Source organism: Amphritea atlantica (genome assembly GCF_900111095.1).
Taxonomy (GTDB): domain Bacteria; phylum Pseudomonadota; class Gammaproteobacteria; order Pseudomonadales; family Balneatricaceae; genus Amphritea; species Amphritea atlantica.
This window is the reverse complement of sequence record NZ_FOGB01000017.1, coordinates 17,359-29,770: the sequence shown is the minus strand read 5'-3', so window position 1 is coordinate 29,770 and position 12,412 is coordinate 17,359. Positions and strand designations below refer to the sequence as shown.

At 51.9% G+C, this 12,412-nt stretch carries 12 protein-coding genes; 4 read left to right on the top strand and 8 right to left on the bottom strand.

The features are described from left to right. Positions 1-13: 13 nt before the first annotated feature. Positions 14-850, bottom strand: a complete 837-nt coding sequence (locus BMY09_RS19435; RefSeq protein WP_091361600.1) for a 6-carboxytetrahydropterin synthase — start codon at positions 848-850, stop codon at positions 14-16. A 129-nt stretch (positions 851-979) separates the two neighbouring features. Here BMY09_RS19435 and rsuA point away from each other — a divergent pair, with 129 nt between their 5' ends. The 3 genes from rsuA (at position 980) to BMY09_RS19420 (ending at position 3,411) form a co-directional block, all read left to right on the top strand. Then, positions 980-1,669, top strand: coding sequence for a 16S rRNA pseudouridine(516) synthase RsuA (gene rsuA, locus BMY09_RS19430; RefSeq protein WP_091361596.1), 690 nt, complete (start codon positions 980-982; stop codon positions 1,667-1,669). Then, positions 1,669-2,712 (top strand): class I SAM-dependent methyltransferase, encoded by a 1,044-nt coding sequence (locus tag BMY09_RS19425; RefSeq protein ID WP_091361592.1) that lies wholly within the window; start codon positions 1,669-1,671, stop codon positions 2,710-2,712. Before rsuA ends, BMY09_RS19425 begins: the two co-directional genes overlap by 1 nt. Before the next feature lie 81 nt (positions 2,713-2,793). After that, entirely contained in the window at positions 2,794-3,411 is a 618-nt protein-coding gene (locus BMY09_RS19420; RefSeq protein ID WP_139203223.1) for a hypothetical protein, read from the top strand. A 460-nt stretch (positions 3,412-3,871) separates the two neighbouring features. Here the strand turns inward: BMY09_RS19420 and BMY09_RS19415 are convergent, their stop codons facing one another. Further along, positions 3,872-4,411: a redoxin domain-containing protein gene (locus tag BMY09_RS19415; RefSeq protein ID WP_091361584.1), complete on the bottom strand. Its 540-nt coding sequence runs from the start codon at positions 4,409-4,411 to the stop codon at positions 3,872-3,874. Between the two features lie 214 nt (positions 4,412-4,625). Here BMY09_RS19415 and BMY09_RS19410 point away from each other — a divergent pair, with 214 nt between their 5' ends. After that, the gene (locus BMY09_RS19410) at positions 4,626-4,973 is read left to right on the top strand and encodes a hypothetical protein (protein WP_091361580.1); all 348 of its coding nucleotides are present in this window, start codon (positions 4,626-4,628) and stop codon (positions 4,971-4,973) included. Between the two features lie 214 nt (positions 4,974-5,187). On the opposite strand, the gene BMY09_RS19405 is transcribed toward BMY09_RS19410, so the two are convergent. The 6 genes from BMY09_RS19405 to infB all read right to left on the bottom strand — a co-directional run bounded on the left by BMY09_RS19405 (position 5,188) and on the right by infB (position 12,397). Further along, entirely contained in the window at positions 5,188-5,643 is a 456-nt protein-coding gene (locus tag BMY09_RS19405; RefSeq protein WP_091361576.1) for a CreA family protein, read from the bottom strand. Positions 5,644-5,738: 95 nt separating this feature from the next. Then, complete coding sequence (gene pnp / locus BMY09_RS19400) at positions 5,739-7,841, bottom strand: polyribonucleotide nucleotidyltransferase (protein ID WP_091361572.1); 2,103 nt, start codon at positions 7,839-7,841, stop codon at positions 5,739-5,741. Positions 7,842-8,056: 215 nt separating this feature from the next. Further along, positions 8,057-8,326 carry a 30S ribosomal protein S15 gene (rpsO, locus tag BMY09_RS19395; protein ID WP_091361726.1) on the bottom strand — a complete coding sequence of 90 codons (270 nt, stop codon included), beginning with the start codon at positions 8,324-8,326 and terminating at the stop codon, positions 8,057-8,059. A gap of 130 nt (positions 8,327-8,456) precedes the next feature. Then, positions 8,457-9,425 carry a tRNA pseudouridine(55) synthase TruB gene (gene truB, locus BMY09_RS19390; protein WP_091361566.1) on the bottom strand — a complete coding sequence of 323 codons (969 nt, stop codon included), beginning with the start codon at positions 9,423-9,425 and terminating at the stop codon, positions 8,457-8,459. Between the two features lie 3 nt (positions 9,426-9,428). Further along, positions 9,429-9,824, bottom strand: coding sequence for a 30S ribosome-binding factor RbfA (rbfA, locus tag BMY09_RS19385; protein WP_091361562.1), 396 nt, complete (start codon positions 9,822-9,824; stop codon positions 9,429-9,431). Between the two features lie 20 nt (positions 9,825-9,844). After that, complete coding sequence (infB, locus tag BMY09_RS19380) at positions 9,845-12,397, bottom strand: translation initiation factor IF-2 (protein WP_091361557.1); 2,553 nt, start codon at positions 12,395-12,397, stop codon at positions 9,845-9,847. Between the last annotated feature and the right edge of the window lie 15 nt (positions 12,398-12,412).

The window sequence follows — 12,412 nt, the reverse complement described above, 5'->3', positions numbered from 1 at the left end:
CCTCCCACATCACTCAGGCGGTGGCAATGGCGCCCTTGCCGACCCCTTCAAAAGCTCTCACCATCACGTCACGATCAGGGTATTCCGCTTTTACCTGCCCCGCCAGATGACAGGCAATCTGCTCAACAGTCGTTTCCGTATCGATCAGATAACAATGCTCTGCCGGTAATCTGATCTCAAACTGGCCCTGCGGCGCATCATACTGATAGTGGTGCTCTGTGGAGGGTTCTGCCAGCAGGTGGCTGCGGGTACCGATATAGATATCATGAAAGATTTCAGCCCAGTGCTGCTCTACGCCGGTATCACGCTGACCATCAAGATATATCTCAATCCGCGAGCGATGTCCGTGGGCGATGCGCTGACAGTTGCCATCGTGCTGCTGCAAACCATGGCTGTAGTGATAGAAGGCGCCACTGATCGACTCAGGCACAAAACTGATCTCCAGCCCCTGCACCTCATCAGAAAACAGCGCCAGCAGCTGATCTTTACACCACTTAGCCAGACTGGTCTCCGTCACCTGTTCCAGATCCACCAGCACTATCGCCTGTTTGGGTGAACGGCAGAAAAACTCTCCGCCATCAGGGTACTGCCAGGTCACGGTTGTTTCCCCACCGGTCTGAATGGCTGACAGGTTAGCCATTGCGGTGGGCACCACTAAGCCATGGTCGATACAGTTATCAAACCACTGCTTTACCGCTTTTTTTACAATAGCGAAGTCACAGATCATACCCTGCTCATTCAGGTTGCCATCCAGCACCAGCTGGACCAGCCAGGACTCTCCCAGCAGACCTCTTTGCGGGTGCAGGTAAGAAAAGTCAACGTTGGTCAGGTTATCTACAAAAAGCTTCACAGGCAGTCACACGGTCAGTTTAAATTAGTCATTAGACGGGCGGCGTATATTAGCTGATTACCAGCTCTATTGCATTCCGGCTGCTACCGGTATACTAGCTGTTTTTTGATAACAGGCAGATGAAATTCGATGCGACTGGATAAATATCTGAGTCAGGCAACCGGTTTACCCCGCAGTCTTATTAAACGACAGATCAAATGCAAGAATGTCGAGGTCAACGGTCAGATCTGTCAGGATCACGGGTATAAAGTGAGCAGCGATGATGAGGTGTCACTTGAGGGCCGGGAAGTTTCACCTCCGGGCCCCAGATATCTGATGCTGAACAAACCGCAGGGCACCGTATGTGCTACTGAAGATGCAGAACACCCAACAGTGATCGATCTGCTGGAGCTGGACAACATCCGTGACCTTCACCCCGCCGGACGACTGGATATTGACACCACCGGGCTGGTACTGATCACCAACGATGGTCAGTGGTCACACCGGGTCACTTCGCCCCGACATCGTTGCGATAAAGTCTACCTTGTCACCACGGCAGACCCTATCACCGAGGACTACGTCGAAGCATTTGCCAATGGCATCCTGCTGCGCAATGAGGATAACCCCACCTTGCCAGCCACACTGGTAGTGCTTTCAGAGACTCAGGCCCGGGTGACCCTGCACGAAGGCCGCTACCATCAGGTTAAGCGGATGTTTGCCGCCATGGGCAATAAAGTCATCGCCCTGCACCGTGAACAGATCGGCACGATCATCCTGGATGCAGAACTGGAACCCGGCGAATTTCGTTTTCTCACCGAAGCAGAGGCCAACTCTTTCTGATGACTGACACCGCCTTCTCTCTGGTAAAACCCGAGCTGGACAGCGCCCACGGCATCGCACTATGGATTGCCGATGAAAACCTGCTGAATCAGACCAGCCGGGTTAACCCGACCGTTACCGTTATCAGCAACCGCTTTGATCTCTGCCAACAACTGCAAGAAGCCGGTTGGAACAGCCAGTTTTCTGACTTTGATTTCAGCCCCTATGAAAATCATAGCGTAGACAAAATTATCTACCGGATCTCGAAAGAAAAACCGGTAGTGCACCATGTGATCAACCAGGCGATCCGCATCCTCAAGCCCGGCGGCACTCTATGCATCTCCGGGTTGAAAAACGAAGGGATTAAAACCTATCTGGATAAGGCAAAAAAACTGTTTTCCGGACAGATGGAACAGTCCAAGTCAGACAAAAATACCTGGATGGGTGTGCTGACGTCACCGGGAGTCCCTGATACAGAATTGCTCGAAGATCAGGATTACACCCGCCTTCGAGAAGTGGCGGCTGACGAAAATTTCAGTTATATCAGCAAACCCGGGGTCTACGGCTGGAATAAGATCGACAAAGGCAGCGCTTTTCTGGTCGCCGAACTACCCCGCTTTATCGAACGACTACCAGGCCCACCGCAAACCGCCCTTGATCTGGGCTGCGGCTATGGTTATCTGTCGCTGAACTGTGCCCCTACAGGCTGCCGGATCACTGCCACCGATAACAACGCCGGCGCCCTGCAGGCCTGCAAGGAAAACTTTAAGCAGCAGGGAATCGATGCCGAGGTCATTGCGGCCGATTGTGCAGAGGAAATTGTGGCGCGATTCCCACTGATCGTTTGCAACCCCCCGTTCCATCAGGGCTTCGGTATCGAGGGTGACATGACCGACCGGTTTCTGGAGGCTGCCCGTAAACATCTGCAGACTGATGGTGTCGCCTGTTTTGTGGTAAACCTGCACATTCCCCTTGAACGAAAAGCCCAAAAGCGGTTCTCAATCGTAGAAACAATCGCCGATAATGGCAGTTTTAAGCTGATATTACTGGCCCAACCGAAATAAGAGATGAGTTAAAAACACAGCATGGTCTCCACCTACCTTAAACAAACCTGGTTTTTCTTCCGCGCCAATATGCAACCGATAATGCGTATACAGCTGCCGTTTATCATTTTGATAACCCTGATCAGCATGAGCGCGATGCAATCGGTCGATCCGGAAAACCCGGAGTTAAACAACTCAGTCCTGATGTTCTATCTGGCCAGCCTGATCTTCCTGCCCCTCTATGCGGGCGCCACCATCGCCTACCTGGAGTCAGTGGTCAGTAATGCTCCGATCAGCACTACTGCAGCCCTGAAAATCGGCCTCCAGCGCTGGGGATCACTGTTTATCACCAAACTGCTAGGCGCCTTCGCTATCGCCATTGGCCTGCTGCTGTTTTTTATTCCTGGAGTGTTTGTCCTGATCCGTCTGGGCTTCGCTGAATATCACAGCATTATCGAACGATCGGCTCCGGCTGATGCCCTCAAAAACAGCTGGCAGGACACCTCCGACTACTTCTGGCCGCTGCTTAACGGACTGGCTTTTCTGTTTGTCGTGCTGCTGGGCGGCAACCTGTTAATCGAAACCCTGCTACAGGCTATGGGCATCGATTCACTGATCATCCGCGCCCTGTTTGATATCGTCTTCGGTTTTCTTAACTGTCTTTACACGATTTATGGATTCAGACTGTACTGCGTTATGCGGGAAAAACAAAGTGGCTAGAACGTGACTTCGTCACTTGCTAGTGGTTAGACGGGAAGCTTCGCTTCCCTTGCTAGAAAAAGCGTAAAACATTGAATCTCGATAAATATATGTGCTCATAGGGAACTCCTTCGAAACTTACATTAAGGCCGAAAACAACCAGTCAACTGTATATAGCTACGAGCCCTTAATAACTCAATTATATTCAGACTATTCTGATGCCCTTTTATACTCTGGAAACTATCTTAAAGCCTGGTATCAAAAAGGAATCTATTAACAGCTCGAAAGTGACGCCGTCACGTATAACTTTGCTGTTGGGATTCGGGCCTCATCCCAACCTACTTCTGATAACCGGTTTATAATTGCACAGAACCAAGCTTACCACGCAGATTGTCATACACTAGTTAAGAAGGCCTTTTCTAGCCACGAGCAGGCGCGAAGCGCCGTTCTGGCTACTGCTTTTAAGCGAAGCGACGTCTAACTACTCACGAAGTAATTCGCGAATATCTTTTTCGATCGCCCTTGCCTGCGTCGACCCCGCATGCGTCTCACCGATATAGATGGAACGCACCCGGCCCTGCTTATCGATCAGATAGAAGGTCGGCCAGTATTTGTTACCCATCATCTGCCAGTAGGTAAAGTTATTATCCATCATCACCGGGTGATGCAGCTCAAACTCATCGATTTTAGCCTTCACATTAGCCCTGACACGCTCATGGGGGAATTCCGGGGTATGAACACCAATGACAGTAAACGCCTCGTCAGCAAGTGTCTGCTCAAGCTCATGCATCCAGGGAAAAGAGCGATAACAGTTCCAGCAATCAAAGGTCCAGAAATCCAGCATCACCACTTTTCCCCGCAGCGCCTTCAGCGAGAGCGGCGGACTGTTAAACCAGCTATCGGCATCGGTCTGGCTAAACTCAGGAGCAGGCAAAGGGGTATCCAACTTCCCAGCGTATACACTGAAGCTTACACTCAGGCTTAAAAAAGCCAGCAAAAACGTCCGGCCAATCCCATTCATATTCTACTCCCGTTTTAATTAAGACCTGTGCCACACCTTCAAGTTCATCATCGCCCCCCTGCTGTGCCACTCCAGTCTAGAGCAAAAGGTATAAAGCGTTGCCCCATGACTTCGCTGATAACTCTTCAGATGAGAAACCTGTAAAAAACTGTTGCATTCTCAGCCGGAACAAACATAATGAGAATCATTATCATTTAAATATGGAGATGTATTGATGAATGTTCTCAGAATAGATGCCTGGATGGAACGCCGCGAACCTGTTATCAAATTGCACAGTGGCCTGTCTGAAAATCTGATCGCTGAGTGGCGCGGCAGTGCCGTGTGCGAGTTGATCGAGCAGGGGATTGTCACCTGCGGTGAGCTCTTTTCAACTGATCGCAGAGTGCAGCAACAAGCAGCCCATGAACTGCTGCTCAACGCCTGTGCAAACTCACTCTGTCGCAGCAACGGCCCGCAATGTTTCACCTGCATTACCGGTCGCCTGTTGCAGGCGCTGGCACACAGTGACAACCAGGAGCAGCCTTCCATTGCAGGTCTGACACTATACCAATCCGCAAGCTAATATTATTTAGTCGATGAGTAACTAACTCGTGGCTGCCATGTTATCCCCAGATCCCCCAGAACAAGCCTGTGCATAACGTTGGGACAACTAGCTTGAGCACCATCAATGCTGGGCTTCGGGGTAGCGGATAATAAATACTCAACGCAAAAAACTGAATAAAGAACGCTTTTCTAGCACGGCGAGAAGCGCCGTCTGGCAAGTGACGCCATCACGTCTAGCGACTGCTGTTATAGGCCTGTGTCCCCCATAACGGCACCGTCGACAAGCTGTGCTTAAAGCTGCCGTTGGTCTCTTTGGTGGAGTAAGACAGATACATCAGTGTCTGTGATTCAGGATCAAAGATGCGTCGGACCTTCATGGTCTTAAAGAATACACTTTTCGACTTCCGAAACACGATTTCACCATCTTTGGAGCGGTCGATAGCAGCGATCATCTCTGGCGTTATCGGCCCGGTCTGACGGCAGGCGATCGAAGAATCACTGGGGTCGGAGAAATCCAGATCCGCTTCAATACTGGCGATATGGCAGGTGACTCCAGTGACCACCGGATCTACCAGCACATTCAGCTTAATATCTTTCGTGGTCAGTAATCCCAGTGAGACATCCCCTACTTCATCGCCACCACAACCGGCCAGTAGCAGGGTTAATATAACAGCGGTGATCGCTTTCATCTTCAATCCTCTATGAAATTCCAGTCAATTGAAACTGGGGCTATAAACAAAAAAGCCCTGCATCAGCAGGGCTTTTTTAACCGCGGAACAGAATCTTATTCTACAGACTCATCCTGCTCCAGATCACGCATGGTCAGCTTGATACGACCACGAGGATCAACTTCCATCACTTTAACTTTAACCACATCATCCATCTTGATGTAGTCGGTGACTTTCTCGATACGCTTGTTAGCGATCTGAGAGATGTGAACCAGACCATCTTTACCCGGCAGGATGTTAACGAATGCGCCGAACTCTTCCAGACGTACCACTTTACCTTCGTAGATCTTGCCGACTTCAGCTTCTGCAGTGATCTCGCGAACCTTATCAACAGCCGCTTTCGCGGCAGCTTTATCAGCTGCGTAGATACGGACAGTACCGTTATCTTCGATATCGATAGTGGCTCCGGTCTCTTCGGTCAGCGCACGGATGGTTGCACCACCTTTACCAATAACGTCACGGATCTTCTCTGGGTTGATCTCCAGCAGCGTCATCGCTGGCGCGTTGTCAGGCAGCTCTGGACGAGCATAACCGATCACTTTAGCCATCTCTTTCAGAATGTGAGCACGTGCTTCATACGCCTGCTCCAGAGCGATCTCCATGATCTCTTCAGTGATACCGGTGATCTTGATATCCATCTGCAGCGCAGTAACACCCGCTTCAGTACCGGCCACTTTAAAGTCCATGTCGCCCAGGTGATCTTCGTCACCGAGGATATCGGTCAGGACAGCGAAACGCTCGCCCTCTTTAACCAGACCCATCGCGATACCGGCAACGGGCGCTTTCAGAGGTACACCCGCATCCATCATCGACAGAGACGCACCACAAACAGACGCCATAGAGCTTGAACCGTTGGATTCAGTGATCTCAGACACGATACGGATGGTGTATGGGAACTCTTCCTGGGTTGGCAGAACCGCAGCAACACTGCGACGCGCCAGACGGCCATGACCGATCTCACGACGACCGGTTGCCCCCATACGACCCGCTTCACCAACAGAGTATGGAGGGAAGTTATAGTGCAGCATGAACGGATCACGACGCTCACCTTCGATCGCATCGATGATCTGGGAATCACGGGCAGTACCCAGTGTACAGGTAGCGATCGCCTGAGTTTCACCCCGGGTAAAGAGTGCAGAACCGTGAGTACCGCTCAGTACATCAATCTCTACGTCGATACCACGGACAGTCTTGCTGTCACGGCCATCGATACGTGGCTGACCATCAAGAATACGACCCCGGACAATCTCTTTCTCCAGTGATTTGAAGATACCGGACACTTCACCGGCAGAAGGCTGACCCTCTTCACCACACAGAGCCTCGACCGCTTTATCACGGGCCGCATTCAGAGCGTTCTGACGCTCCATCTTGTCAGCTGTCAGGTAAGCGTTGTTGATATCTTCGCCTACCACACCACGAACCTGTTCAATCAGGGCTTCGTTCTTCGCTTCAGGGGTGTATTCCCAACGTGGCTTACCCGCTTCAGCAACCAGCTCGTTGATTGCATTGATAGCAACCTGCATCTGCTGGTGACCAAATACAACCGCACCCAGCATCTCATCTTCAGACAGTTCCTGAGCTTCAGATTCAACCATCAGCACTGCATCAGAGGTACCGGCAACCACCATGTCCAGCATAGAGCCTTCCAGCTCTTCGTAGGTTGGGTTGAGCATGTAACCCGCTTCTTCAGTGTAACCCACACGGGCCCCACCGATTGGCCCCTGGAACGGAATACCTGAAACAGCCAGGGCTGCAGAGGTACCGATCATGGCAGCGATATCAGGATCGTTGATCTTATCCGCAGACATAACAGTACAGATAACCTGTACTTCATTCATGTAACCCTTAGGGAACAGTGGACGGATAGGACGGTCAATCAGACGGGAGGTCAGCGTTTCTTTCTCAGATGGACGCGCTTCACGTTTGAAGAAACCACCCGGGATACGGCCGACTGAATAGTACTTTTCCTGGTAGTGAACAGACAGTGGGAAGAAGTCCTGACCTTCGCGGGCAGATTTAGCCCCCACCACCGTACACAGTACCTGTACGCCAGCCATAGTCACCAGTACAGCACCGCTCGCCTGACGGGCAACCCGACCGGTTTCGAGGGTCACTTCATGTTTACCGTATTGGAATGTCTTTGTAATTGCTTGTGGCACGATACAATTCCTTATCTTTATGCAAAACAAAAAAATGTCTGTGCGACGTCACACCGGCCTCTTTATAGCCAGTACTCTGCTGGGCTCTCCGTCACTAAAGAACGCACCAGAGTACAGGCTGGTTGGTGTAAAACGTTGTACAGACGCATATAGAGATCGCTTTTCAGCCGATCTTAAAGCACCGGGGCCATCATAGATGGCCCCGGAACATTATCTTAGCGACGCAGGCCGAGACGCTTGATCAGATCAGCGTAACGAGTTACATCTTTCTTCTTCAGGTAATCCAGCAGCTTACGACGCTGGTTTACCATGCGGATCAGACCGCGACGAGAATGGTGGTCATGAATGTGACCTTTGAAGTGAGACTGCAGACCAACGATGTTGTGGGTCAGCAGAGCAACCTGTACTTCAGGTGAACCAGTGTCGCCTTCGCCACGAGCGTACTCAGCAACGATCTCAGCTTTCTTTTCAACAGATAATGCCATTTTAATAACTCCAAAAATAATATGCACACCACAGCATCTGTGTGGTGGATTAATAGTCGCGTTGTACCGAGCATATTTTCAGTTCAACGTCATATTGTCAGTGTCGCCTGAGCCACACTCACAAATTCAATTAACTTTCCTGAGTACTCATCAGCCGCCGGGGTAACAAAGTCCCCTCAGCATCGATCTCACCAATACCCAGAAAGCGTCCGCTGTCCCCATCAAGCAAACGTACCAGCGGCTGTGCCGGGTTCGCGCCATCCGATGTGTCCAGCACCACCGTCTGTCCAAAACAGAGGGTGCGGGTCTGCTGCCCGGTCAGAATAACCTCAGGGGTATCTGCTACCGGACTCCAGGGCGGCAATAATAACTCATCCAGACGCGTTTGTATGCGTTCCGGAGTCGCCTCACTGCCCATTTCTTCCACCAGTTGTTCGAGATCAGCCAACGGCATCATACTCGCCGCTTTATAGGGGCCGGAATCGAGACGGCGAAGCATTTTAACATGCGCGCCGCAGCCCAGCATCTCGCCCATATCCTGAACGATGGAACGGATGTAGGTGCCTTTGCTGCAGCGGATATCCAGATCCACTTCATCGCCGCGAAAATCCAGCAAATCGATACTGAAAACCGTCACCTGACGACTTTTCACCTCGACCTGAATCCCCTGACGCGCCAGTTTATAGAGCGGCTGACCATTATGCTTGAGCGCCGAAAACATCGAAGGCACCTGAGTGATCTGGCCGGTAAACTCGCGCTGCAACAGCTCATCAACCTGCTCTGCCGTCAGCTTTTCCGGTACTGGCCGCTCTTCAACGACCTCCCCATCGGCATCACTGGTATCGGTTCGCTGCCCCAGTTTAGCCGTCGTGACGTACCGCTTATCAGCATCCAGCAGGAACTGGGAAAACTTGGTCGCTTCGCCGAAACAAAGTGGCAGCATCCCGGTTGCCAGTGGATCCAGCGCACCGGTATGGCCCGCCTTAGCGGCCCCATAGATCCGTTTTACTATTTGTAGCGCCCGGTTTGACGACATTCCACCCGGTTTATCGAGCAGAAAAATACCGTTGACCGGCCGGCCTTTTGCCCGCCTTGCCAAAGGTTACTCCCCGTCGTCCTGACCGTGTTTGCTGTCCGCCCGTGAGGCCTGAATAATCAGGTCATTGAGGCGACGGCCCCGGTCAACACTCTCATCAAAATGGAAGCGCAGTTGCGGCATCACCCGCAGTTTGATCTTGCTGGACAGTTGTCCACGCAGGAAGCCCGCAGCGTTATTCAGAACCTTAAGGGATTCCTTCACCGCCGTAGCTTCATCTTTTCCCCCCATCGCCATCACGGTGATATAGATATCAGCGTAGCCAAGATCCTTGGCAATCTTTACGTAGCTGATAGTCACCATCCCCAGGCGGGGGTCTTTAATTTCACGCTGGATCAGCTGTGCCAGGTCCTTCTGGACCTGGTCAGATATCCGTTGTGTACGACTGAATTCTCTTGCCATAATTGTCTGTTAATTCACTCTTACAACGTACGCGCAACTTCAATGGTGTCGAAGACTTCGATCTGATCGCCGACCTTCACATCATTGTAGTTCTTAACACCGATACCGCACTCCATGCCCTGACGGACTTCAGCCACGTTATCTTTAAAGCGACGCAGAGACTCCAGCTCACCTTCATAGATAACCACGTTTTCACGCAGTACCCGGATACGCTTGTTACGGAAGACTGAACCTTCAGTGACCATACAGCCCGCTACTGCACCGATCTTAGGTGCACGGAAGACATCACGTACCTCTGCGATACCAACTATCTGTTCCTTAAACTCTGGAGACAGCAGACCGGTCATCGCTTGTTTAACATCATCGATGATATCGTAGATAACGCTGTAGTAACGCAGTTCCAGATCTTCACGCTCGACGATAGCCCGCGCCTGTGCATCCGCACGGACGTTAAAGCCGATCATGATCGCACTGGACGCTACCGCCAGGTTGGCATCGGTTTCAGCAATACCACCGACACCGCCGGAAACGACATTGACTTTAACTTCGTCGGTGCTCAGATCCGTCAGCGAGCTGGTCAGCGCTTCCAGAGAACCACGAACGTCCGCTTTTATGATGATGTTCAGTGTCTTAACATCACCGGCCTGCATATTTTCGAACAGGTTCTCAAGTTTGGCCTGCTGCTGACGCTGCAGTTTCACTTCGCGGTATTTACCCTGACGGAATAAGGCAACTTCACGGGCCTTCTTCTCGTTAGAGACCACGGTGAACTCGTCACCCGCTCCTGGTGTACCATCCAGTCCCAGAATCTCAACCGGGATAGACGGGCCCGCTTCTTTAACGGGCTTACCATTCTCATCCAGCATCGCCCGAACACGGCCATACTGCAGACCAGCCAGCACGATATCACCCTGTCTCAGGGTTCCGTTCTGCACCAGCAGAGTGGCAACCGGACCACGCCCTTTATCCAGACGGGATTCAACAACAACACCACGTCCAGGCGCTTCAGGGATCGCTTTAAGCTCCAGAATCTCAGCCTGCAGCAGAACCGCATCCAGAAGTGCATCGATACCTTCACCGGTTTTAGCTGAGACGTTAACAAACTGAACATCACCGCCCCACTCTTCCGGCAGGACATCACGCTGGGCCAGTTCATTCTTGACCCGCTCGGGATCGGCATCCTCTTTATCGATCTTGTTGACCGCAATAACCAGAGGCACTCCTGCCGCTTTAGCGTGATTCACCGCTTCTTCAGTCTGTGGCATCACACCATCATCTGCAGCAACCACCAGAATAACGATATCGGTCAACTGAGCACCACGGGCACGCATTGCGGTAAAGGCGGCGTGTCCCGGTGTATCCAGGAAGCTCACCATACCGTGACCGGTTTCAACGTGATACGCACCGATATGCTGGGTAATGCCTCCGGACTCACCGGCAGCCACCCGGGTTTCACGAATATAGTCAAGTAACGATGTTTTACCATGGTCAACGTGACCCATTACCGTCACGACCGGCGCACGCTCAACCTGCTCACCGGCAATCTCTTCTGCAGCACCGGCACTTTCGATCAGTTGATCTTCAACGGTATTTTCCTGCATCGCAACAGCGGTGTGCCCCATCTCCTCAACCACCAGGGTTGCGGTGTCCTGATCGATCACGGAGTTGATGGTCGCCATCGCCCCCATTTTGAACATGACCTTGATCAGGTCGGCCGCTTTGACTGACATTTTCTTCGCCAGTTCAGCCACGGTAATCGATTCCGGAATCGCCACTTCATGAATCACCGGGGCGGTTGGCCGCTCAAACGCCTGAACGTTGGAACTGGTCATACCCCGCTGAGCAGGCTTGCCGCCACCTCGACGGTTGCCACCATCACGGCCACCCGGCTTACGGGATAAGCGCTTGTTATCACCGCCTTTGCGGCCCGCAGCAGGCTTATCCTGGCTACGGAAATTCTTTTCCCGGGTCTGTTTACGATCCTGCTTGGGTGCAGCTGTCGCAGGCTCAACATCTGCCACCGCAGGAGCCGCGGTTTTTACCGCAGCAGGCTTAGCCATTGTCGGTTTAGACACCGCGGGTTTAGCTTCAGACTGCTTCTCTGCCGCATCACGCTCCGCTTTGGCTTTCGCCTCGGCTTCAGCCTTCAGGCGTGCCTCTTCACGCTGTTTCTCCTGCGCGGCCTGCAGCTCGGCATCCCGACGAGCCTGCTCTTCCAGCTCAGCCTGAAGATTCTTACCTTTAACTTCTGCTACCGGAGTCTCTTCAACATCAGCACGTTTGACATAGGTACGCTTCTTACGCACTTCAACATTGATCGTTTTCTTACCCGCCGCACCGGACACTTTGATCTGGCTGGTTGTTTTGCGTTTCAGGGTAATCTTCTTAGGCTCGCTATCGGATTTTTCACCGTGGCTGCGCTTAAGGTGGTTCAGCAGTTTCTGACGCTCATCTTCGGTAACTGAAGCGGCTTCATTTTTGCCTGCAATACCTGCTTCTTTCATCTGCGTTAACAGACGATCAACGGGAACGCCAACTACTTCGGCAAGTTGTTTTACTGTGACTTCTGCCATCTGGGTTTATCTCCT

Excerpts from the sequence above, each read along its gene's own strand:
- rsuA (WP_091361596.1), top strand. The coding sequence starts at position 980 with ATGCGACTGGATAAATATCTGAGTCAGGCAACCGGTTTACCCCGCAGT.
- BMY09_RS19425 (WP_091361592.1), top strand. The coding sequence starts at position 1,669 with ATGACTGACACCGCCTTCTCTCTGGTAAAACCCGAGCTGGACAGCGCC.
- BMY09_RS19420 (WP_139203223.1), top strand. The coding sequence starts at position 2,794 with ATGCGTATACAGCTGCCGTTTATCATTTTGATAACCCTGATCAGCATG.
- BMY09_RS19415 (WP_091361584.1), bottom strand. The coding sequence starts at position 4,411 with ATGAATGGGATTGGCCGGACGTTTTTGCTGGCTTTTTTAAGCCTGAGT.
- BMY09_RS19410 (WP_091361580.1), top strand. The coding sequence starts at position 4,626 with ATGAATGTTCTCAGAATAGATGCCTGGATGGAACGCCGCGAACCTGTT.
- BMY09_RS19405 (WP_091361576.1), bottom strand. The coding sequence starts at position 5,643 with ATGAAAGCGATCACCGCTGTTATATTAACCCTGCTACTGGCCGGTTGT.
- rpsO (WP_091361726.1), bottom strand. The coding sequence starts at position 8,326 with ATGGCATTATCTGTTGAAAAGAAAGCTGAGATCGTTGCTGAGTACGCT.
- rbfA (WP_091361562.1), bottom strand. The coding sequence starts at position 9,824 with ATGGCAAGAGAATTCAGTCGTACACAACGGATATCTGACCAGGTCCAG.
- infB (WP_091361557.1), bottom strand. The coding sequence starts at position 12,397 with ATGGCAGAAGTCACAGTAAAACAACTTGCCGAAGTAGTTGGCGTTCCC.